Origin of the sequence: Actinosynnema sp. NPDC059335 (assembly GCF_042752395.1) — a bacterium.
In the GTDB taxonomy this organism is placed as follows: Bacteria; Actinomycetota; Actinomycetes; order Mycobacteriales; family Pseudonocardiaceae; genus Actinosynnema.
Window position 1 is genome coordinate 60,845 of record NZ_JBHYXZ010000017.1, and the last position, 22,217, is coordinate 83,061.

The 22,217-nt window shown below is 73.3% G+C and carries 18 protein-coding genes; 8 read left to right on the plus strand and 10 right to left on the minus strand.

All coding sequences use genetic code 11. The annotated features are described in order from the left end of the window. Positions 1 to 52: 52 nt before the first annotated feature. Positions 53 to 766: an ArsR/SmtB family transcription factor gene (locus ACFXGA_RS08340; protein ID WP_378085519.1), complete on the minus strand. Its 714-nt coding sequence runs from the start codon at positions 764 to 766 to the stop codon at positions 53 to 55. A gap of 102 nt (positions 767 to 868) precedes the next feature. Between ACFXGA_RS08340 and ACFXGA_RS08345 the strand changes: the two genes are divergently transcribed. The 3 genes from ACFXGA_RS08345 (at position 869) to ACFXGA_RS08355 (ending at position 5,020) form a co-directional block, all read left to right on the plus strand. Beyond that, on the plus strand, positions 869 to 2,071 hold the full coding sequence (locus ACFXGA_RS08345; RefSeq protein WP_378085521.1) for an MFS transporter: 1,203 nt from the start codon (positions 869 to 871) through the stop codon (positions 2,069 to 2,071). 75 nt (positions 2,072 to 2,146) lie between these two features. Beyond that, positions 2,147 to 3,523, plus strand: a complete 1,377-nt coding sequence (locus tag ACFXGA_RS08350; RefSeq protein ID WP_378085523.1) for a neutral zinc metallopeptidase — start codon at positions 2,147 to 2,149, stop codon at positions 3,521 to 3,523. A 63-nt stretch (positions 3,524 to 3,586) separates the two neighbouring features. Beyond that, positions 3,587 to 5,020, plus strand: a complete 1,434-nt coding sequence (locus ACFXGA_RS08355) for a neutral zinc metallopeptidase (RefSeq protein ID WP_378085525.1) — start codon at positions 3,587 to 3,589, stop codon at positions 5,018 to 5,020. Between the two features lie 82 nt (positions 5,021 to 5,102). Here ACFXGA_RS08355 and ACFXGA_RS08360 read toward each other — a convergent pair whose 3' ends face one another. Genes ACFXGA_RS08360 through ACFXGA_RS08370 form a run of 3 tightly spaced genes read right to left on the minus strand, consistent with a single transcriptional unit; the run spans position 5,103 to position 7,316 of the window. After that, on the minus strand, positions 5,103 to 6,083 hold the full coding sequence (locus ACFXGA_RS08360; RefSeq protein ID WP_378085527.1) for a co-chaperone YbbN: 981 nt from the start codon (positions 6,081 to 6,083) through the stop codon (positions 5,103 to 5,105). Between the two features lie 42 nt (positions 6,084 to 6,125). Then, positions 6,126 to 6,977, minus strand: coding sequence for a hypothetical protein (locus tag ACFXGA_RS08365; RefSeq protein WP_378085529.1), 852 nt, complete (start codon positions 6,975 to 6,977; stop codon positions 6,126 to 6,128). Between the two features lie 36 nt (positions 6,978 to 7,013). Then, entirely contained in the window at positions 7,014 to 7,316 is a 303-nt protein-coding gene (locus ACFXGA_RS08370; protein ID WP_378085531.1) for an MTH1187 family thiamine-binding protein, read from the minus strand. A 41-nt stretch (positions 7,317 to 7,357) separates the two neighbouring features. Between ACFXGA_RS08370 and ACFXGA_RS08375 the strand changes: the two genes are divergently transcribed. Both ACFXGA_RS08375 and ACFXGA_RS08380 read left to right on the plus strand, forming a co-directional pair. Continuing rightward, the gene (locus ACFXGA_RS08375; protein ID WP_378085533.1) at positions 7,358 to 7,861 is read left to right on the plus strand and encodes a MarR family winged helix-turn-helix transcriptional regulator; all 504 of its coding nucleotides are present in this window, start codon (positions 7,358 to 7,360) and stop codon (positions 7,859 to 7,861) included. A 43-nt stretch (positions 7,862 to 7,904) separates the two neighbouring features. After that, the gene (locus tag ACFXGA_RS08380) at positions 7,905 to 8,939 is read left to right on the plus strand and encodes a phosphotransferase family protein (RefSeq protein WP_378085535.1); all 1,035 of its coding nucleotides are present in this window, start codon (positions 7,905 to 7,907) and stop codon (positions 8,937 to 8,939) included. Here ACFXGA_RS08380 and ACFXGA_RS08385 read toward each other — a convergent pair. From ACFXGA_RS08385 to ACFXGA_RS08405, 5 genes are all read right to left on the minus strand, one after another. Then, positions 8,921 to 9,244, minus strand: a complete 324-nt coding sequence (locus ACFXGA_RS08385; protein ID WP_378085537.1) for a DUF3817 domain-containing protein — start codon at positions 9,242 to 9,244, stop codon at positions 8,921 to 8,923. The two genes, ACFXGA_RS08380 and ACFXGA_RS08385, sit on opposite strands and share 19 nt — an antisense overlap. Positions 9,245 to 9,463: 219 nt before the next feature. After that, positions 9,464 to 10,507 carry an ABC transporter permease gene (locus tag ACFXGA_RS08390; protein WP_378085539.1) on the minus strand — a complete coding sequence of 348 codons (1,044 nt, stop codon included), beginning with the start codon at positions 10,505 to 10,507 and terminating at the stop codon, positions 9,464 to 9,466. Further along, positions 10,504 to 11,418, minus strand: a complete 915-nt coding sequence (locus tag ACFXGA_RS08395) for an ATP-binding cassette domain-containing protein (RefSeq protein WP_378085541.1) — start codon at positions 11,416 to 11,418, stop codon at positions 10,504 to 10,506. Before ACFXGA_RS08395 ends, ACFXGA_RS08390 begins: the two co-directional genes overlap by 4 nt. Positions 11,419 to 11,535: 117 nt before the next feature. After that, a complete protein-coding gene (locus ACFXGA_RS08400; RefSeq protein ID WP_378085543.1) occupies positions 11,536 to 13,770 on the minus strand; it encodes a GH92 family glycosyl hydrolase in 2,235 nt (744 codons plus the stop codon). 16 nt (positions 13,771 to 13,786) lie between these two features. Beyond that, the gene (locus ACFXGA_RS08405) at positions 13,787 to 17,026 is read right to left on the minus strand and encodes a GH92 family glycosyl hydrolase (RefSeq protein ID WP_378085545.1); all 3,240 of its coding nucleotides are present in this window, start codon (positions 17,024 to 17,026) and stop codon (positions 13,787 to 13,789) included. A 239-nt stretch (positions 17,027 to 17,265) separates the two neighbouring features. Here ACFXGA_RS08405 and ACFXGA_RS08410 point away from each other — a divergent pair, with 239 nt between their 5' ends. Both ACFXGA_RS08410 and ACFXGA_RS08415 read left to right on the plus strand, forming a co-directional pair. After that, positions 17,266 to 18,249 carry a LacI family DNA-binding transcriptional regulator gene (locus ACFXGA_RS08410; RefSeq protein WP_378085557.1) on the plus strand — a complete coding sequence of 328 codons (984 nt, stop codon included), beginning with the start codon at positions 17,266 to 17,268 and terminating at the stop codon, positions 18,247 to 18,249. Continuing rightward, positions 18,246 to 19,256: a class I mannose-6-phosphate isomerase gene (locus tag ACFXGA_RS08415; RefSeq protein WP_378085547.1), complete on the plus strand. Its 1,011-nt coding sequence runs from the start codon at positions 18,246 to 18,248 to the stop codon at positions 19,254 to 19,256. Before ACFXGA_RS08410 ends, ACFXGA_RS08415 begins: the two co-directional genes overlap by 4 nt. 205 nt (positions 19,257 to 19,461) lie before the next feature. Here the strand turns inward: ACFXGA_RS08415 and ACFXGA_RS08420 are convergent, their stop codons facing one another. Then, positions 19,462 to 20,460 (minus strand): hypothetical protein, encoded by a 999-nt coding sequence (locus ACFXGA_RS08420; protein WP_378085549.1) that lies wholly within the window; start codon positions 20,458 to 20,460, stop codon positions 19,462 to 19,464. Between the two features lie 129 nt (positions 20,461 to 20,589). On the opposite strand from ACFXGA_RS08420, the gene ACFXGA_RS08425 reads away from it, so the two are divergent. Beyond that, the gene (locus ACFXGA_RS08425) at positions 20,590 to 22,095 is read left to right on the plus strand and encodes an alpha/beta hydrolase (RefSeq protein ID WP_378085551.1); all 1,506 of its coding nucleotides are present in this window, start codon (positions 20,590 to 20,592) and stop codon (positions 22,093 to 22,095) included. Positions 22,096 to 22,217 lie beyond the last annotated feature (122 nt).

The following is a 22,217-nucleotide window of genomic DNA, read 5'->3' on the forward strand; positions in this document are numbered from 1 at the left end:
GACCCGGCGACCGGTCGGGGTCCCCGGCCGGGGACCCCGACCGGTCGCCGGGTCAGGTCGGGTCGAACGTCGGCAGCAGCTCGGACAGGCGACGCGCGCCGCGTTCGGTGACGAGGAGTTCCCTGGTGCCGTCCTGCCGGCGGACCAGGTCGTCGGCGACGAGGGCGTCGAGCACCAGCCGGCCGAGGTCGCCGCCCAGGTGCGGGACGCGGTGCGTGCGGTCGAGGCACGCCAGAGCGAGGCGGCGGCGCGGTTGGGCGGCGTCCGGGTCGACGCCCAGCACGCGCAGCGCGGACAGGTCGTCGCCGAGCGCGAGTTCACCCGTGCGGCCGTCGGGCGGCCGGAGCGCGCCGCCGTCGACCAGGGTGGCGAACACGGAGATCCCCAGCCGGCCGGCCGCGTGGTCGTAGCACGTGTGCGCCACGTCCACCGGCGTGGCCGCGCGCCGCGGCGTCGTCAGGTCGCCGCGGTGGGCGTAACGGGCCAGTGCGCCGAGGACGTCGGCGATGTCGGCGCGGGCGACCCGGTAGACCGCGTGCCGGCCGGTGTGCTCGACCGCGACCAGGCCGGCGGCGCGCAGGCGCGCGAGGTGGTTGCCCAGGCGGGGCGCGGAGACGCCGAGGGCGTCGGCGAGCTGCACCATCGTGTGCGGCCCCTCGGCGGCCAGCACCTGCAACGCGGTCAGCCGCACCGGGTCGGACAGCTCGCGGGCCAGCGCGACCACCGCCGCCTGGACGGCGTTGCCCGAGTCGACCCATCCCGCCACCCGCGCACCCTATCACCCTTCACCATTCGCTGAACTCCGAGTGCGGCACGCCCGCGCCCGCGTTACGGTCGGAGTTCACGATCTCGTGAAGGGTGAGTGCCGATGGGGTTGCGCGTGCTGCTGTGGGGTCGCGGGGTCTCGGCGCTCGGCGACGGCCTGTGGTTCACCACGTGGGCGTTGTTCTTCACCCGCGTGCTCGGCCTGCCGCTGGTCACCGTGGGCGTCGGGATGGCGGTGGCGGGCGCGGCGGGGCTGCTCGCGGCGGTGCCGCTCGGCGCGGTGGCGGACCGGCACGACCCCCGGGCGGTGCTGGCGGCGATCACCGTCGTGCGCGCCCTGGCCATGGCGTCCTACCTCGCGGTGGACGGCACCTGGTCGTTCCTCGCGGCCACGGTGGCGTTCACCGCGCCGGCCAACGGCGGCAACGCGGTGCGCACGGCGTTGATCGCGGGCCTGGTCGCCGACCACGCGGACCGGGTCCGGGCGCTGGCGCGGCAGCGGGTGGCGCAGCACGTCGGCTACGCGATCGGCGCGGGTGTCGGCGCGCTGGTGCTGACCGCCGACACCCGGGCCGCGTACACCGCGGCGATCGCGGCCAACGTGGTCACCTTCGGCGTGCTCGCCGCGACCACGCTCGCGGTGCGGAAGCCCTCCCGGCCCGACGGGCGGCGGGCGGACCCGCGGGTGGTGGTGCGCGACCGCCCCTACCTGGCCGTCGTCGCGGTCACGTCGGTGCTGTCGCTGTGCTGGGCGATGCTGTCCACCGGTCTGCCGCTGTGGCTGTCCCGCGCCACCGACCTGCCGCTCGCGCTGGGCGGCGTGGTGGTGGTCGTCAGCTCGGCGGGCATCGCCGTGCTCCAGGTGCCCGCCTCGCGCTTCGCCCGCGACCCGGAGCAGGCCGCGCGCACCGCCGTGCGGTCCGGGGTCGTCCTCGCCGCCAGTTGCGCGCTGCTCGCCACGACCGCCGGCGGCGCGGGCGCGGTGGGCGCGGCGGTCGTGGTCGCGGCGGCCCTGCTGCACGTCGTCGGCGAGGCGGGGTACGTGGCCGCGGGCTGGGGGCTGTCCGTGGGCCTCATGCGGGAGGAGGCGCGGGGCGCCTACCAGGGCGCGAGCGAGGCCGCGACCGCCACCGTGCAGCTCTTCGGACCCGCCGTGTTCACGTTCGCGCTCGGCGGTCTCGGCGCGGGCGGCTGGCTCGCCGCGGCCGCGATCTTCCTGGCCGCGGCCGCGCCCGTCCCCGCGCTGACCCGGTGGGCCGCGCGCACGCGGGCGATGCCGGGTCGACCCGCCCGCACATCCACCTGACCCCGGGCGGACCGCGCGTTCGCGAGCGATGTCGAACACGACCCCGTAGGGGTCCGCGGCAGGCACAATGGGCGAATGCGGCACGCATCGGCTTGGCTGGTCCTGCTGGCGACGGTCCTGCTCACGGCGAGCGCCTGCGTCCAAGCGGTGCCGGGCAACCCGGTCGCGGGCGAGGCCGTCACCCGGGGCACGGTCGACCCGGGCTTCATCCGGGGCACCGACGGCGGCCCCATCGACCGGCTCGCGGCCACCGCCATCACCGACCTCGACGCGTTCTGGCAGGAGACGTTCCCGGACGTGTTCGACAAGCCGTGGCAGCCGATCGAGGGCGGCATCTACTCGGTCGACACGGCCGACCCCTCCGCCAAGCCGCCGCCGTGCACGGAGCAGGCCAACGACGTCGAGGGCAACGCGTTCTACTGCCCCAGCGCCGACGCCATCGCCTGGGACCGGGCCGCGCTGCTGCCGGTGCTGCAGGACCGGTTCGGGGACACCGCCGTGGTGCTCGTGCTGGCGCACGAGATGGGCCACGCCGTGCAGAACCGGATGGGCATCACGCCCGAGGCGGAACGGCGCGAGCCGCAGCGGTTCCCCACGATCCTCACCGAGGCCATGGCCGACTGCTTCGCGGGCACGTTCGTGAAGTGGGTCAACGACGGCAAGTCCGAGCACCTGAACATCGGCTCGGACACGCTGGACTCGGCGCTGGGCGCGCTGATCGAGTTCCGCGACCCGGTCGGCACCTCGCAGACCGACCGGTCCGCGCACGGCAACGCGTTCGACCGCGTGTCCGCCTTCCAGGACGGCTACCAGCAGGGCACGGAGTTCTGCGCGGCCATGTCGGTCGAGAACCGGCCGTTCACCCAGCAGGCGTTCACCTCGCTGGACGACCGGGACCGGGCGGGCAACCTGCCGTTCGACGAGATGCTGGAGAACATCACCCCCGACCTGAACCAGTACTACCAGGCGCTGGTCACGCAGGCGGGCGGGAAGTGGACCGAGCCCAAGGCCACGCCCACCGAGGAGGAGCCGGACTGCTCCGGCGACCAGGGCCCGGTCGCGTACTGCCCGGCCGACAAGTCGGTGGAGTTCGAGGTCGAGGCCGACCTGCCCGAGCTGCACGCGGACATCGGCGACTACGCCACCGGCGTGCTGCTGGCCAGCCGGTACGCGCTGGCCGCGATGGCCGCCTTCGACGTCGACCTCGCCGGGGAGCGTGCCGCGACCGGCGCGTTGTGCCTGGCCGGCGCGTACACGCGGGAGGTGTTCCTCCGGCAGAAGGGGTTCGGCCTCTCGCCCGGCGACCTGGACGAGGCGGTGCAGGTGCTGCTCGCCTACGACTACGCGGCCCGGGACGCGACGGGCTCGACGGCGCTCGGTCCGGGCTTCAAGCGGGTCGAGGTGTTCCGCGGCGGGGTGCTGGAGGGCACGAAAGCCTGCGGTGTGGCCTGACCGGGCGGCCCGGCCAAGTAGGGTTCGGGCTGGAACGGCACGAACCGGGGATGGGGCTTGGGCATGGCTCGACGGGCTTGGGTTGCTGCGACGCTCGTGACCGCGATGGCGTTGGCCGGGTGCACCCAGACGGTCAGCGGGCACGGCCGGTCGGAGCGGCCCGACGTCACCAAGGTGGCCGGGTTGGAGATCACCACCGGGGAGAGCGGCCCGAAGCCCGGCGTGCCGGACGCCGACCTCCAGGTGGAGAACGGCGACGGCGGCGAGATGGACCGCCTCGCCATCAACACCCTCGCCGACGTCGAGGAGTACTGGGCCGAGCAGCTGCCCGCCCGGTTCGGCAAGGAGTTCGTGCCGGTCAAGCGGCTCGTGTCCTACGACTCCAACGGCAAGGGCGTCGAGATCTGCCGCACCAACACCGCGGGCGTGGCCAACGCGTTCTACTGCTCGCTGGACGACTCGATCGCGTGGGACCGCGGCGAGCTGCTGCCGATGCTGGACGACGCGTTCGGGCCGATGTCGGTGGTGACCGTGCTGGCGCACGAGATGGGCCACGCGATCCAGTACAAGCTCGGCGAGGTCGGCGGGATCAACCAGGCCACGCCCTCGATCATCAAGGAGCAGCAGGCCGACTGCTACGCGGGCAACTTCTTCCGGTGGGTGGCCGAGGGCCGGGCCAAGCACTTCCGCATCTCCACCGGTCTCGGGTTGAACCAGGTGCTGGCCACCATGTTCTTCATCCGGGACGCGGCGGGCACGTCGGCCGACAAGCAGGGCGCGCACGGCAGCGCGTTCGACCGGGTGGCGGCGTTCCAGTTCGGGTTCGCGGGCGACCCGGAGCGGTGCGCGCAGATCGACGAGGCCGAGATCAAGGCGCGGATCACGCAGCAGAAGTTCGACGCGCAGGACCAGGACACCGGCCAGGGCAAGGGCAACCTGAAGGTGGACGACGAGCGGTCGCTGGAGCTGCTGGAGGAGTCGCTGCGCGCGGCCTACGCCGAGACGGGCGCGACGCCGCCGTCGATCTCCACCACGCCCGCGCAGTGCCCCGACGGCGGCGACACCTCGCCCGCCGCGTACTGCCCGGCGACCAACTCCATCTCCATCGACCTGCCCGACCTGGTGAAGATCGGCACCCCGCCGAAGCGCGGCCAGAAGGGCGGCATCGGCGACTTCGCCGCGTTCGCCGAGATCGCGTCGCGGTTCGCGCTGTCGATCCAGAAGGCGACCGGCTACGGCCTGGAAGGTCCGGCGGCGGGCCTGCGGACGGCGTGCCTGACCGGGTCGTGGGCCGGGACGACCACGCAGAACAAGGCGAAGCTGCGGCTGTCGTCGGGCGACCTGGACGAGGCGGTGGCCGAGCTGCTGGCCGACAAGAGCCTGATCGCCGCGGACGTGAACGGCACCGTGGTGCCGTCGGGCTTCGCCCGGGTGGAGGCGTTCCGCGACGGCTTCTACGAGGGCGCGGGCCTCTGCACCCGCAAGTACGCCGGCTGACCTCGCGCGGGTCCGCTCCGGAGGGCGCACGGCGCTCCGCGAACGTCCCGACCGGACGCCCGCGGAGCGTGCCGCGGAGGGCTCAGAACAACGCGCTGGCCAGGTTCCGCCGGGCCTTGGCCACCCGGTCGTCGTCCGGCGGGAACAGCTCGAACAGCCCCACCAGGTGCTCGCGCACCCGGTCCCGGTCGTCCCCGAACACCCGGCGGACGGTGTCGACCAGCCGCTTGAACGCCTGCTCGACGTCGTTCGTCGCCAGCTCCAGGTCGGCCGCGGCCAACTGGGCGTCCAGGTCGTCCGGGTTGGCGTCCGCCTTCGCGACGGCGTCGGCGGGCACGGCCTCGGCCCGTGCCGTGAACCGCACCTGCGCCAGCGCGGCCTTGGCCTCGGCGTTGGCGGGCTCGGCGGCCAGGATGGCCTCGTAGGCGGCCTCGGCGGCGGCGAAGTCGCCCTGCTCGAACGCCTCCTCGGCGGCCGTGAAGCGGGGGTCCTCCGGCTCGGCGGCGGGTTCCGCGCCGGGCTGCGCGCCGCGGTTGGCCTCGGCCGCCCTGATGCCGGGCAGGCGGTCGCGCAGGGCGTCCAGCAGGCGGTTGATCCACTGGCCGAACTCGGCCTCCGGCAGCGGCCCGGCGAAGGCGTCGATCGGCTGGCCGCCGGCGATCGCGACGACGGTCGGCACCGACTGCACGCCGAACACCTGGCCGATGCGGGGGCTGGCGTCCAGGTCGACCCTGGCCAGGAGCCAGGCGCCGCCACCGGCGCGGGCGGCGCGGTCGAGCACGGGCGAGAGCTGGCCCGCCTCGGGGCTCCAGGACGCGGTCAGCTCGACCACGACCGGGACGTCCAGGGAGCGCTCGACCACCGACTGGAACGTCGCCTCGGTGACGTCCAGCACCCACGGGCTCGGACCGGCGTCCGAGCCGCCGGCCGCGCCGGCCGGCGGGGGTGGGGCGGTGGCGCGCTGCCTCGCGGCGTCGGCCCGGGCCTTCAGCGCGCCCAGGTCGACCGCCCCGGACAACGCGGCGGACAGTGCGGCGGTCTTTCGGGGGTCTGGCCTTGTCACGCCTTCCATCCTGGCACGAGTCGGGCGGTGTGCCGCGCGCGGCTAGCCGGGGAGTTGCGCGACCGGGTCGATCGCCATCGGGTTCGTCCGCATCGCCTCGTTCAACCGGCCCAGGCGCAGCGCGATCGGGGTCATCAGCTCCGCGAACCGGGCCGTGCCCGCCGCGCCCAGGACGTCCCACGGACGGGTGGCGGCCTCGTCGGTGCGGCGTTCGACGTCCGCGCGCAGCGCGCGACCGGCCGGCGTGAGCCCGCCGTCGAGCAGACCGCGCTCGGCCAGGGCCGCCTCCGCGTCCCGCCACTCCTCCTCCGACCAGCCCCGCGCGGTGCGCAGGTACGCGGGGTCGAGGTCGTTGTCGGCGCCGAACAGCACCAACGCCTCGCACGGCCCGAGGTCGGCGGCCACCAGCGCCGCGACGTGGCCGTCACCGCGCGACTCGCGCAGCGTGGTGCACGCCTGCCACAGCGCCAGGTGCGGCTCGTCGGGCACGGGCAGCGCCCGGTTCGCCGCGGCCAGCACCCGCCCGGCCACCGGGACCGCCTCGGCGGCCCGGCAGGCCAGCTCGGCGGCTTCGGCGACGTCCAGGCTCTCCAGCATCCGCCGCAGGGTCCGGTCGACGCCCTCCAGCCGGGCCGCGAGGAACCGCTCGGGCGTGGCGACGTCCCACGCGTCCGGCAGCGCCCGCGCCACCTTGCGCGGGTGGAAGCTGAAGAACGCGGCGGTCACGACCTCGGGCGACGCCGCGCCGAGGGGCGCCGCGCGCTGGCCGAAGTAACCCATCCAGCCGCCCTTGCAGCCGAGCGCGTCGGTCACCGCGCGCGACTCCGGCGAGAAGTACGTGACGTCGTGGTACGTCTCGAAGCGCACCCACAGTTCCCTCGGACCCACGGCCATGTCCGCCAACTTAGTAGGACGTCCTACTGTTCGCACTCATTCCGAGTCCGCCAGGTACCGCTCCACCCGCTCGATCTTGGCCCGCAACTGGCCCGTGTGGCCGGGCCGGATGTCCGCCTTGAGCACGAGGCTGACCCGGGGCGCGGTGGCCTGCACGGCCTCCGTCGCCTTCTTCACCACCGCCATCACCTCGTCCCACTCGCCCTCCACCAGCGTGAACATGGCGTTGGTCTCGTTGGGCAGCCCCGACTCGCGGACCACCCGGACGGCCTGGGCGACGGCTTCCGCCACCCCGTCGGACTCCCCGCCGAGCGGGCTGACACTGAACGCGACGAGCACTACTGCCTCCTGGTGCGGGTACCCACTGGTAGCTTCGGCGCATGACGTCCCAGCCGCTGCCGTTCGACCCCATCGCGCGCGCCGCCGAGCTGTGGGAGAAGCGGATCGGACCGTCGACGTCGATGGCGGCGGTCACCAGCGTCATGCGAGTACAGCAGATCATCCAGTCCGCCGTGGACGCCGCCCTCAAACCGCACGGCCTGACGTTCGCGCGGTTCGAGGCGCTGGTGCTGTTGACGTTCGCCCGCACGGGCAGCCTGCCGATGCGGGTCATGGGCGAACGCCTCCAACTGCACCCGACGAGCGTCACGAACATCGTGGACCGGCTGGAAGCCGACGGGCTCGTGCGCCGCAACCCGCACCCCACCGACCGACGCACCACGCTCGTGGAGATCACCGAGGCCGGGCACGCCCGGCGCGAGGCGGCCACGGAGGCGGTGACGAGCGTGGAGTTCGGGTTGCGCGGGCTGACCGAGCGGCAGACCGAGCAGCTCACCGACCTGCTGGCGAAGGTGCGCCGGGCGGTCGGCGACTTCGAGGACTGAATTCGGTCGACAGGTCCGCGCCGTCCCGGCCACCCTGCACGTCGTGCGGGAGATCAGGGCGCTGGTGACGGTCGGCGGGCGGTACATGGGGGCGGCGGAGCCGTTCACCGTGGACAGCCCGTGGTGGAACGACGTCGAGCCGGTGACCGCGCACCTGGACCGCGTGCTGGGCGTGACCACGAGCGTGCTGCGGCTCGTCTCGACCACGACGCCGGCGATGCGGGACGGCGTGGTGACCTACCAGGTGGAGGCGGACCGCGTGCCGGCGCGCGGGCTGTCGGTGGCGGAGCGGCACTCGTTCGACGACCACCCGTTGCGGCTGCCGTGGGCGCGTCCCGGCGGTCCGGCGGCGTTGGTCCGGTGGGCGCGGGGGCACGTCGACGTGACGGGGCGGCCCGTGCAGGTGAAGACGTGGAACCTGTCGTGCCTGTACCGGCTGCCGACCGCGCACGGGAACGTGTGGGCGAAGGCGACGCCGCCGTTCATGGCGGACGAGGCCGCGGTGATCGGGCTGGTGGCGTCGGTGGACCCGTCGCTCGCGCCGCGGCTGATCGCGGCGGAACCGGGCCGGGTGCTGCTGGCGGAGGCGTCCGGGGTGGACTGCTGGCGGCCGGACGCCGAGGTGGTGGCGCGGATCGTGCCGCGGTGGGTGGCGGTGCAGGCGGCGTTGGCGGGTGAGCCGCGGTTGCGGACGCGCGGGGTGGCGGTGCCGGACTTCGGGCTGCCGGACACGCTGCTGCACGGGGACTTCCACCCGGGCAACTGGCGTTCCGGCGGGGTCGTGCTGGACTGGGGTGACGCGCACTGGGGTCACCCGGCGTTGGACGCGGCGCGGTTGATCGGGTTCGTCGCGCCGGAGCTGCGGGCGTCCGTGGCGCGGGTGTGGGTGGACGCGTGGCTGCGCCACCGGCCGGCGAGCGACCCGGCGAGCGCGCTGCGGCACGCCCGGCCGGCCGCACACCTCGTCGGCGCGGTGGTGTACCAGGAGTTCCTGGACCACATCGAGCCGAGCGAACGCGTCTACCACCTCGGCGACCCCGAGGCGGAGCTGGCGCGCGCTCAGTCGTTGGCGGTCTGAGCGTCGCCGGCCTCGTCGAGGCGGCCGGTCCGGTTGGCCCAGCGCTCGAACACCACCGTGCCGAAGGGCGGGATGCTCGCGACCAGGCCGAGGATCAGCGTCTTGCGGTCCCAGCGGTCGGCCAGCATGAGCGTGACGAGGACGTAGCCGACGAAGATCGCGCCGTGCACGGGACCGAAGATCTTCACGCCGATCTCGTTCTCCACCACGACGTACTTGAAGAACATGCCGATCAACAGACCGGCCCACGACACGGCCTCGGCCAGGGCGAGCAAGCGGAACCGACCAACAGCGCTGGTGAACATGCCCCCATTCTCCCGCGTGACCCCCCTCACCCCCCTCCCACCCCCACCACCAACGCGCGTGTCCTACGTCCAGAACGCGCGTGTCCTACGTTCCGAACACGCGAGTTGAACGTTCAGAACACCTGGGCGGCGCGCGCGGCAGCCCTCGGATGCACCTGAATGTTCAACTCGGCTGTTCCGAACGTAGGACACGCGCGACGCGAACATAGGACACGCGGGTCAGTCTTCCCAGCGGAAGATTCGGGCGGCGATCACGGCCACGACGACGGTGAAGGCCAGCAGGATGGCGGACGGGACCAGCAGGGCCTCCAGGCCCTTGCCGCGCACCAGGACGTCCAGCATGCCGTCGTTCATGTGCCGCAACGGGAACGCCTTCGACACGGTCTGCAGCCACTCGGGGGCGTTCTCCACCGGGAAGAACGTGCCCGACAGGAACGCCATCGGCATGATCACGATGTTCGCCGCCCCCGACGCCGCCTCCTCCGTCTTGCAGAACGCGCCCACGAGCATCCCGATCGCGAAGAACGCCACCGTGCCCAGCACGAGCAGCGGCAGCGCCAGGTACCACTGACCGGTCAGCTTCAGCCCGAACGCCGGCAGCAGCGCCACCGCCACGAACACCACGCCCTGCGCCACCGCCGTGCCGACGCTCACCAGCACCCGCGACGTCAGCACGGTCGTCGTGCTCACCGGCGCGAGCCGGATCCGCCGCAGCACCTGCTTCTTGCGCCACGACACCATGGTCAGCGCCGAGCCGAACACACCGGAGATCGAGATCGCCCACGACAGGATGCCCGGCGTGAGGTACTGGATCGGCTTGAGCGACGCGTCCTCGACGGACTGCGCCTCCAGCGTGAACTTCGGCGCGACGTTCGCCGCACCCAGGTTCAGCTTGTCGACCACCCCGGACACGATCCCCGTCACGGTGCCGGCCGCCACCTGGTCGCTCGCCGCGTAGATCAACGACACCCGGTCGCCGTCCACCACCACGGCGGCGGGCAGGTCGCCCTCGTCCACCTGCTGCCGCGCGGCGTCGGCGGAGTCGTACCTCTCCAGCTCCAGCGCGCCGGTCTGCTCCAGCGTCGCCAGCACCGGCCCGTCACCCACGGCCGCGACCTTCGTCCTGTCGTCACCCGAGTCGCCGAGCAGCAACCCGAACACGACCAGGAACATCAACGGGAACAGGAAGACGAAGAACAACGTCATCTTGTCCCGCAGGAAACCCTTGACCATGGCCGCCGACAGGCTCCGGAACGCGGTCATGCGCGGTACTCCCGCCCGGTCAGCTCCAGGAACACGTCCTCCAGCGTGGCGGTGCGGACCTGCAACCCGTCCAACGTGCCGCGCTCCGCGAGCGCCGAGAGCACCGGCGCGGGCCTGCGGGTGGACAGCGTCAACGACACCTCGTCCTCGTGGGCGTCGTCCACGCCGGTGATCTCGCGCGCCGCCTCACGCGTCAGCACGCCCTTGGCCAGCACCACGTGCGTGGGCGCGTCGAGACCGCGCACGAGCCGCGCGGGCGCGTCCATGGCGAGGATCCGACCCCGGTCCATGATCGCCACCCGGTCGCACAGGATCTCGGCCTCGTCGAGGTAGTGCGTGGTGTAGACGATGGTCTTGCCCCTGGCCTGGATCGCCCGCAGCACGTCCCACAGGTTGCGCCGCGCCTGCGGGTCGAGCGCCGCCGTCGGCTCGTCCAGGAACACGAGGTCCGGGTCGTGGACGAGGGCGCACGCGATCGACAGCCGCTGCCGCTGGCCGCCGGACAGCTTGTTCTCCTGCACGTCGGCCTTGTCGGTCAGGCCGACCAGCTCCAGCATCTCGTCGGCCCTGCGCCGGTCCACCCCGTACAGCGAGCCGAACGTCTGGAGCTGTTCCCTCGCGGTCAGCTTCTCGAAGAAGCTCGACGCCTGCAGCTGCACGCCGATGCGCGGCAGCAGCTTCGGGTTGCGCGGCCACGGCTGTTCGCCGAGCAGCGTCACGTGGCCCGAGTCGGGCCGGCGCAGCCCTTCGACGATCTCCAGCGTGGTGGTCTTGCCCGCGCCGTTCGGCCCCAGGATGCCGAAGAACTCCCCCTCGGCGACGGTGAACGAGACGCCGTCCACCGCCTTCAGCCCGCCGTAGTCCTTCCTGATGTCGGAAACCACGACGGCCGGTATGCGTGCCCCTGTCATGGCTGGACCGTAATCCGCGCCGTGCGCCCGGAGTGGCGATTCCACCGGGGAACAACGGAAGTGAGCGGTGATCGAGACTTTCGGCGGACGACCCGGTCGCGCTGTGCGCGCCGGCGACTACGACAAGTGCTCACCGGTGACGTAGGACGGCGGCACGGCCCCGGGACCGGTCGCCCACGTCGCCTCCGCGGGGTCGTCGGTCAGCACGTGGTCGAGGACCGCGCCGCGGCGCAGCCGGTCGACGTTGAGGCGCACCGCGTCCCACGGCTCGCCGTCCACGTGGAGCGACCGCACGTATTGCAGTCTCGACGGGTCCGCGCCGGCGGCGGTGACGGTGATCGCCCGGTCGTCCGCCAGGCGCACGACGGCCCGCTCGAACCTCGGCGCGTTCAGCACGAAGTCGCCGCTGCCGGGCACCACCGGGTACAGGCCCAGCGCGCTGAGCACGTACCACGCCGACATCTGCCCCAGGTCGTCGTTCCCGGTCACGCCGTTCGGCGCGGCCACGAACAACGTCTGCGCCGCCCGCACCACCGCCGACGTCCGCCACGGCTGCCCGAGGAGCGCGTACATCCACGGCACGTGCAGGTCCGGCTCGTTGTTCGGGTTGTAGCGGAACTGGTCGTAGTAGTCGTACGGGCCGACGACCCACTTCTCGCGCACCGCCCGCGCCGGGTCGGCGAGCAGGTCCGGGAAGGCGAAGAAGTCGTCCAGCCGGGCGAGCGCCGCCGCCCGCCCGCCGAGCCGCGCCACCAGACCGGGCACGTCCTGCTGCGCGAGCCACTGGTACTGCCAGGCCGTGCCCTCGTGGAACCCCTCCGACCCCTGCGGGGTGTACGGGGTCAGCCACCGACCGTCACCGAGCCGGGGTCGCGGGAAGCCGGTGAACCCGCGGTCGGACACCGAGTCGTCCCACAGCACCCGGTAGTTCAGCCCGCGGGCGCGCAACACCTCGGCGTCGTCCTCGTGCCCCAGCGCGGCCGCCATGACCGCCAGCGAGCTGTCGGCCAACGCGTACTCCAACGTCGCCGACGCGCCGTGGTGCGGGTCGACGTCCTGGCCCTTCTTCGGGAAAGCCTTGTCGTGCTGGACGAATCCGGCGCGCAGGTACGACGGGTTGCCGGCCCGGCCCTCGAACGGCGACGACGCGGGCGGCACACCGGTGGCGTTGCGCCACAGCGCCCGGTAGGCCCGCTCCGGCTCCTCCACCGCGCCGAACCGCCACAGGTCCACCAGGAACGGGGTGACCGGGTCGCCGGTCATGGTGTTCGTCTCCTGGTTGGCGTAGGCCCAGCGGGGCAGCCAGCCGCCCTGCTCGTGGATCGCCAGCAACGACCGCGCGATGTCCCGCGCCCGCTCGGGCCGCAGCAGCGCGAGCAACTGGTTCTGCGCCCGGTAGGTGTCCCACAACGAGAAGTACTCGTGGTACGTCCAGCCGTCGGCCGTGTGCACGCGACCGTCGAACCCCCGGTACCGGCCGTCCACGTCGTTGCCCGTCAACGGTTGCAGCAGCGCGTGGTACAGCGCCGTGTAGAAGACCGTGCGGTCGTCGCCCTCCGCCGACACCTCGACGCTCGACAGCTCGCGCCGCCACGCCTCCTGCGCCGCCGCGCGCAGCTCGTCGAACGACCGCCCGTCGGCCTCGCCGAGGTTCTTGGCCGCGCCCTCCGCGTCCACGTGCGAGAGCGCGGTGGCCGCCGTGACGGGGCCGCCGTCGAACCGCACCCACTGGCCGCGCAACCCCGCGCCGCCCTCCGCGCCGCCCCAGTTGCCGGTCGCCCGGAACGGCCGGTCGAACCGGGTCGTGAAGTACGTGGTGTACGGCCTGCCGCCGCAGAACGCCTGCGCCACCACCGTGCCCGCCAGCGTCCGGTCGTCCACCACCCGCACGCTGCTCGCGAACACCGGCTCCCTGTCGTTGGCCTGGCCCACGTTGACCAGCACGTGCGGCGTGGACCCGGCGGGGAACGCGAACCGCTCCACCCCGACTCGGGTGGTGGCCGTCGACTCCACGGCGATGCCGGACGCCAGCCGGACGCGGTAGTCGCCGGGCCGGCCGACCTCGCCGTCGTGCGCGTACCCGACCGCGTACGAGCGGTGGTCGAAGGTCCGCGGCAGGCCCGTGGTCGGCAGGATCGACACCAGCCCGCCCTGCTCCCAACAGCCCGCGCCGGACAGGAAGAAGTGCCCGAACCCCCGGATCACCGGGTCGTCGTAGCGCCAGCCCGCGTAGTGCGAGCCGATCGGGCCGGAGTGCGCCAGGCCGAACGGCATCGACGCGCCGGGGAACGTGTTCCCCTCGTCCTTCGTGCCGATGAACGTGTCCACCGACGCCACGGGGTCAGCCGTCACCGCACCCACCCTAGGGTCACCCCACCGCGATGGCGAACACGTGGAAGGTCCCCCCGGTCACCGAGGCCGGCAGCGTCACGGACCGCACCTGCTTGCCCGCCTGCAACGCGATCGGCGCGGTGGCGAACACGTACACCTTCAGCGTCTGCGACTCGCCGCTGGTGTTGTTCCGGTACGGCATCGTGGCCACGACCCGGTTGTCGAACGACGGCGGCAGGTTCGCCGCGCCGCCCAGCGCCCAGTCGGAGAACCCGACCTCCGCGGTCTGCGTGCTGCCGTCGGTGTAGCTGACGGTGAGCGTGCCCGACGCCTTGCCGGACGCCGCGCTGCCCAGCAGCCCCAGCCGGGTCGCCCCCGCGGGCGCGGCGACCGTGATCGCCTCGCCGGAGGCGTTCACGTTGTCCGCCTCGCCGACCGGCGACGTGGGCCAGGTGTAGGTCAGGCCGTCGGCCGCGACCGTGCCGCCGGGGGCGAGGCCCGCGTCGGCGAGCGCGTCCCGGGAGTAGCTCCACCCGCCGCCGTCGAAGTTGCCCACCGCCTGGTCGTCGTCCGGTGACGTGCCGGTGTTGTCGAACGCCGCGCGCAGGCTGCCCGGCTCGGCCACGAGCACCGGGATCGTGGACCTCTGGCCGTTGGCGAACTCCAGCGGCACGCGGTGGGTCCGCTCGGCCGCGTCCGCGGCCACCGCGACCGTCACCTCGACCCCGGCCTTCTCCCCCGCCGGCACGGCGACCTGGCCGGACGCGGGGGTGAGCGTGATCCCGGCGGGCGGCTGCGCGGTCCACGAGACCGTGCCGCCCCGGCCGGAGAAGTCCTGCGCGCCGACGGTCACGGCGCCGCTGCCGCCCGCGGGCAGCACCAGCCGACCCGGCTCCACGTACGCCTGCTGCGCCACCTCGCCGTCCCGGAACGACGGCGGCGCGTCGGCCGGGCCGGTGCCCCAGCCGGTCGGCGACTCCGACAGCGCGAACTCGACCGTGCCGCCGCGGGCGACCAGGGACTCCGGCAGCCAGGTGCGGGTCTGCGGGCGGCCGTTCAGCCTGAGGTCCGCCACGTACGTGCCGCGGCCGGAGGACTTGACCACGATCGGCGCGCCGTTCGGCCGGGTGATGACGACCTCCTCGAACAGCGGGCTGTTCACCACCAGCTCGGCCCGGCCGGGGATCACCGGGTACATGCCCAGCGCCGCCCAGACGTACCAGGACGACATCTGGCCGAGGTCGTCGTTGCCCATCAGGCCGTCCGGGCCCGGCCCGAACAGCTCGGTCACCGCGCGCCGCGTCACGGCCGCCGTGCTCGCGGGCGCGCCCACCCAGTTGTAGAGCCACGGCGAGTGCATGATCGGCTCGTTGCCGAGGAACGCGTACGGCTCGTCCGGGCCGGCGTTGAGCTTGGTGAAGAAGGTGTCCAGCCGGTCGCGGACCTCGGCGTCGCCGCCCATCGCGGTGACCAGGCCCCGCACGTTGTAGGGCACCATCCAGGTGTACTGGGCGGCGTTGCCCTCCACCCAGTTGTCCGGGCTGCCCGGCGAGAACGGCTCCACGAACGAGCCGTCCCGGTTGCGCGCCTGGGTGTGCCCGGTGGCCGGGTTGAACAGGTTCTGCCAGTACTGGGCCCGTGCCGTGAAGGTCCGCCAGGTCGCGCCGTCGCCGAGCCGGCGGGCGAGGTCGGCGATGGCGAAGTCCGCCGTCGTGTACTCCAGCGTGGTCGCGGGCGCTCCCCAGACGTTGCGCACGCCGACCGGCACGTACCCGAGGTCCAGGTACTCGACCAGGCCGGGCCGCTCCTCGTAGCCCTGGGTCGGTTGCGTCGCGCCGCGCAGCATCAGCAGCAACGCCTTGCGGGCGTCGAAGTCCTGCGCGCCGAAGGCGTAGGCGCTCGCCACCATCACGTGGTACGGGTCGCCGACCATCACGCCGGTGTAGCCGTTGGCCACCGTCCACCGGTCCCACGCGCCGCCCTGCTCGGCGAACGCCACCAGGGAGCGGACCATGTCCGAGGCTTCGGCGGGCGCGAGCAGCGACAGCAGTTGCACCTCCGAGCGGTAGACGTCCCAGCCGGAGAAGTTGGTGTAGACGGCGTGCCCGCGCTCGGCCGTGTGGACGCGGCCGTCGAAGCCCGGGTAGCGGCCGTCGGTGTCGGAGAAGACGTTGGGCTGCAACAGCGAGTGGTACAGCGCGGTGTAGAACGTGGTGCGCTGCGCGTCCGTGCCGCCGGTGACCTTCACCTGGTTGAGCCGGTCGTTCCACGCCCGCCGGGCGGCGGCGCGCACGGCGTCGAACGACCTGCCCGCGTTCTCCGCCTGGAGGTTCTCCTTCGCGCCGTCGATCGAGACGAACGACAGGCCCACGCGCATGGTCACGTCCGGGTCGTCGAACGTCACCCACCCGCCCGACCCCGGACCCGACACGGTGGTGTCCTCGGCCCCGACCCGGCGCTCGCCCCGCGCCTCGGCGGTCTTCGGCGCGTCGCCCAGCCCTTCGCGGACGCCGGAACCGCCGCGTTCCGACGACCGGCCGGGCGTCACCGCGCCGTTGCGCCACGTGCCGATCGAGGCGAAGGTCTGGTCGAACTCCGCGTGGAAGTACACCCGGTAGCGGTGGTCCGCGCCGCAGAACCGGCCGCTGGTCGCCCACCCGCTGATCGTGTCCGCGCCGATGGTGATCTCGGCGTCGTCCGTGCCCGCGATCGAGCCGGACGTGTTGACCAGCAGCGTGGACGTCGTCCCGCCCGGGAACGCGAACCGGCCGACGCCCGTGCGCTGGGTGACCGTCAGCTCGACCTCCGTCCCGCTGTCGAGGGTCACCCCGTAGTAGCCGGGGGACGCGCTCTCCCGGTCGTGCGAGAACGTCGACACGTACCGGTCGGGGTCCGTCGCGGGCGACGTGGTGACCTCGCCCGCGAACGGCATGACCGGGATGTCCTGGTAGGTCGAGCAGCCCGCGCCGGACAGGTGGGTGAGGCTGAAGCCCTTGATCCGGTCGTCCTCGTAGGCGTAGCCGCCGTGCTGGTGCGTCACCGTGTCCGGGCTCCACTGCACCATGCCGAACGGCACGTCCGCGCCGGGGAAGTTGTTGCCCGCGCCGCCGCCGGTGCCGTGGTCCGGCCCACCCGGTCGGGTGCCGACGAACGGGTTGACCCACCTGGCCAGGTCGTCCACCTGCGCCTCCCCTGCCACCGGGTGCACCACCACCAGTGCCGCCGAGAGCACCACCGTCGCCGCCGGCGCCAGGACTGTCCGGATTCTCGACCGCATGACCGCCCCTGTGATCCGATTGTCGGCTCGGCCGACGTCGACAACGCTGTCCACGAACGTTCGGTAATCAGATACTTGCGGAGAGTGGCAGGGCGGAGTCAAGCCCGAGACCAAGGGTTGTCCGGTTCGAGACAGGTCCGGACGTTGACATCCGTGCGGGCGCGGTGTGTGATTCGCGCACTATGACAACGTTGTCCCCGAACGGTGCGGCTCCGGCCCGCAAGGTGCGGCGCGCGACGATGAACGACGTGGCGCGGCTGGCGGGCGTCAGCATCAAGACCGTCTCCCGCGTGGTGAACGACGAGGCGGGGGTGCACCCGGCCACGGCGGAGCGGGTGCTCGCGGCGATCGACCAGCTCGGCTTCCGGCGCAACCTGAGCGCGCGCAACCTGCGCCGCGGCTCGTCCACGGGCACGATCGGGCTGGTGCTGGAGGACGTCGGCAACCCGTTCTACTCCGGGGTCACGCGCGCGGTCGAGGAGATCGCGCGGCTGCGCGGCCGGCAGGTCATCACCGGCTCCTCCGACGAGAACCCGGCACGCGAGCGGGAGCTGTCGCTGGAGTTCTGCTCGCGGCGGGTGGACGGGCTGCTGATCGTGCCCGCCGGGTTGCAGCACGGGTACCTGGTGCCGGAGATGCGGGCGGGCACGCCCGTCGTGTTCCTGGACCGGCCGGCCGGCGACGTGGTCGCCGACACCGTGCTGGTGGACAACATCGGCGGCACCGCCGAGGCGGTGGCGCACCTGGCGTCGTTCGGGCACCGGCGGATCGCGTTCCTCGGCGACGCGCCGGACATCTTCACCGCCAACGAGCGCCTGCGCGGCTACCGCGAGGGGTGCGTGCGGGCGGGCATCGGCTACCACGAGTCGTTGGTGGTGATGGGCCCGCACGACGAGGAGTCGGTGCGCAAGGCGTTGCACGGCCTGCGGAACACCGCCGACCCGGCCACCGCCGTGGTGACCGGCAACAACCGGATCACCGTGCACGCGGTGCGCGCGCTGGCGGGCAGCGCGGACCGCCCCGCCCTCGTGGGCTTCGACGACTTCGAGCTGGCCGACCTGCTGTCGCCGCCGGTGAGCGTGATCGCGCACGACGCGAGCGCGCTCGGCAAGGCAGCGGCCGACCTGCTCTTCGCCCGACTGGACGGCGACGGCTCGCCACCCCGCCGCGTCGTCCTCCCGGTCCGGTTGGTGGCCCGTGGATCAGGAGAGGTTCGCCCATGAGCACCGACGCGCAACCCGTCGCGCTGGAGGCCAACCAGCCCCGGCAGTTCTACCGGGGCGGTGCGGCCATCGCGGCGTTCCGGAGCCGGGACGACGCCGACCGGGGACCCGAGGACTGGGTCGCGTCGACCACCACCCAGTTCGGCAAGGAGGAGGCCGGGTTGACGCGGCTGCCGGACGGCCGGTGGCTGCGCGACGCGGTGGCGGCGGACCCGGTCACGTGGTTGGGGCAGGCGCACGCGGCGGAGTTCGGCGCGGACACCGCGCTGCTGGTGAAGCTGCTCGACGCCGGGCAGCGGCTGCCGGTGCACTACCACCCGTCCGACGCGTTCGCGTCCACCCACCTCGGCTGCCGGCACGGCAAGACCGAGGCGTGGGTGGTGATCGGCACGACCGGTCCGGACCCGACCGTCTACATCGGCTTCCGCGAGGACGTGCCCGCCGAGGTCGCCGCCGGCTGGGTGTCCACCCAGGACTCGGCCGCCATGCTGGCCGCGTTGAACCCGGTCCCGGTCTCCCCCGGCGACACCGTGTTCGTGCCCGCCGGCGTGCCGCACGCGATCGGCGAGGGCGTGTTCATCGTCGAGCTGCAGCAGCCGACGGACTTCTCGATCACCCTGGAGTGGCAGGGGTTCCTGGCCGACGCCGAGGCCGGGCACCTCGGCCTGGGCTACGACAAGGCGTTGGACTGCCTGGAGCGCCGTGCCCAGTCCCCCGACGACCTCGTGCGGCGGACGCGGGCGCTGACCGGCCCGTCGGTCGACCTGTTCGACGCGCAGGCCGACCCGTTCTTCCGCGCCGACCGGCTGCACGTGTCCGGCACGGCGGCGCTGGAGCCCTCGTTCGGCGTGTTCGTCGTGCTGGAGGGCGCGGGCACGCTGGGTCCCGTCGCGGTGCACCGGGGCAGCACGGTGGTCGTGCCGCACGCGGCGGGCGAGGTCGTGGTGACCGGCGACGTCGTCGCCGTCCGGTGCAGGCCGCCACTGGTGTCGAGCCCCGGGAGCTGATGCGCACGGCGTTGCCCCTGCCGGACGCACGGGGGTTGGCGCAGCACTACGGCAGACCTGGTTCGGCGTGCCGAACCGGTGCTGCCGGCCGCCGGCGTGACGGCGGTGGGCGCGCTGGTGCCGGGCACGACGGCGTTCGGGCGGCACACCTACGCCATCGGGTCCAACGAGGCGGGTGGCCGGACGCGGACCCGGTCACCCACCGTCACAGGTACTTGTTCGCCAGCTCGGAGTATTCCTTCTCCAGGTCGTCCGCCAGGTAGGCGACATACGCCCAGGGCACCTCGTGCACGTGGTCGCGCATGCCCAGCAGGTGCCGCTTCGCCCGGGGCGCGTCGTCGGCCAGGGCGAACGCCGCCGCGAACAGGTTGTGCGCCTGCAGGGACCGCGGGTGGGGCTTGGCCTGCGTCACGTCCCACTTGTCCGCCGCCGCGGCGATCTCCTCCCGGTGCCGGGTGAAGTAGCGCATCTTCAGCGTCGCGATCTTCAACGCCGACCGCGCCTGCACGGCGTCCTCGAACTGCTCCAGGAAGATCTCGAAGTGCGCCAGCGGCAGCATCGCGACCACCGGGTCGCCGGGCGGCGCGGCGTCCACGCTGCCCTGGGCGAACGCCATCATCTCCTCCGCCGACCCGCCCCACTTCGAGGCCAGGATCTGCAACCGCGTCCAGTGCGCCGGGTACAGCGTCGCGCACCGCGCCACGATCTCCCGCCACACCTCGTCCTTCTGGTCCCGGTCCACCTGGAGCCCGAGGCCCGCGGTCTGGAGCTGCGCCCACGGCACCGCGTCCCGCGGCAGGAGCTTCGCGGCCTCGTGCAGCGGGCCCACGGCCTTGCGGAGGGTGCCGAAGAAGACCTTGAACCGGTCCTTGCCCACGCTGTCGGCCCGGCCCGAGCCGCGGATCGCCCACGCCTCGCGGATGAACGCCGTGCCCGCCAGCAGCCACAGGTCCGGGTCGGTGTTGTTCTTCGCCAGCTCCAGCAGCTCGTCGGCGTGCCCGATGGCGTGCTCCCCCAGCACCTCGGCGCGCAGCGCGCGGACCTCGGGTTCCTCGCGGCACTCGGCGAGCACGGTGGTCGCCGCCCTCAGGTGGCCCGCGTCCATCTCCTCGGCCGCGATGTCCAGGATCGCGTCGTCGTAGGTGTGGTCCCGCACCACCTCGCGGGCGACGGCGGCAGGCCGCTTCCTCCGGAAAATCCCCACTCCAGCGACCTTACTTTCCTCCGAGCCCGAGTGGCTTAAGTCTTTCGTAGAGCCGAACAGGGCCTTTCTGCGGTTGCCCCCAGCGTACGTGCGGGGTGGAGTGGAGTCCTCGACCGGAGGGGGAAATCCATGCGAGGACGATTCGCCGCGACCGTCGCGGCGACCGTGACGGCGGGACTGCTCGGCGCGGTGCTGCCGACGTACGCGCAGGCCGTGCCGGAGCCGCGGCCGGACCAGGCGATCACGTGGACGGCGTGCGCCGAGTTCCCGGGCCTGGAGTGCGGCACGTTCGAGGCGCCGTTCGACTGGCGCACGCCCGACGACGGCCGGCGGATCACCATCGCGGTGAGCCGGCTCAAGGCGCGCGGCGAGGCCAGGGGCTCCGTGCTGACCAACCCGGGCGGTCCGGGCGGCGCGGGCCGGTCGCTGCCGCTGCTCTACGCGGGCCGCGCCAAGCTCGTGGAGAACCTGGACGTCATCGGCATCGACGTGCGGGGCACGGGCGCGAGCGCCAACGCCACCTGCGGCGGCTTCGACTGGCTCACCGTCACCGACCCGCGCGACCGCAGCCGGGCCAACACCGAGCTGCTCTACGACGCCGCCGAGCTGCAGGCCACCGCGTGCCAGACCCGCTCGGGCGAGTTCGGCCGGGTGGTCAACACCGAGCAGACCGTCCGCGACCTGGACCTGCTGCGCCGGCTCCTGGGCCGCGAGAAGATCAACTGGATCGGCTACTCGGGCGGCACGTGGATGGGCGCGTACTACGCCACCTACTTCCCGGAGCGGGTGGACAAGTTCGTGCTCGACTCGAACACCGACTTCACCAGCACGTTCCAGGACGTCTTCGACAACTTCGGCTACGGCTTCGAGCGCCGCTTCCGGGTCGACTTCCTGCCCTGGGTGGCCCGCTACGACAGCCTCTACCACCTGGGCACGACCGCCGAGCAGGTGCGCCGGGTGTACGAGTCGGCCCGCGCGAAGCTGGCCGCGAACCCGTTGCCGCTGCCCGACGGCACCGTGGTCGACGGCGTGCGGCTCGACCTGACCCTGGTCCGGGCGCAGTACAGCAAGCTGCTGTTCCCGGACGCGGCGCAGGCCCTGGTCGCGGTGCACCAGGCCACGGCGGCCGGCGCGGCGGCCCTGGCGCGGTACCCGGACGCGGCCAACGGCACGCTCTACGGCATCACGTGCAACGACACGGTGTTCCGGCACAACCGGGCCACGCTGGCGCGGGAGGCCGAGCGGCTGGGCCGGCAGTACCCGCTGTTCGGCTACTACCAGGTGCTCGCGCCCTGCGCGTTCTGGGACCGGCCCCCGCTGGAGCTGAAGAAGCCGACCGGCAGGGGCGTGCCGCCGGTGCTGATGGTGCAGTCGGAGCGCGACCCGGCGACGCCGCTGGAAGGCGCGCAGCGCGCGCACCGCAACTTCGCGGGGTCACGCCTGCTCACCGTGACCGACGAGGGCGACCACGGCATCTACGGTTTCGGCAACGCGTGCGTGGACGACGTGGTGGAGGCGTTCATCGTGGACGGGAAGGTGCCTCCGGGCGACCTGACCTGCCCCGGCCTGCCACTGCCCGACCCGACCGCGCCCACGGCGGCGGCTGCCCGGCCGCTGACCGCCTGGCCGCTGTGACACCGGCCCGCCCGGACGCCGTGGCACCGCGGCTCCCGGGGGGCCGACTGCCCGTCGGGTCGGCTCGGGGCCGCGGGGCCGGGCCGGCGGGGCGGCCCCCCCGCCGGTGCGCGCGGCCCGCT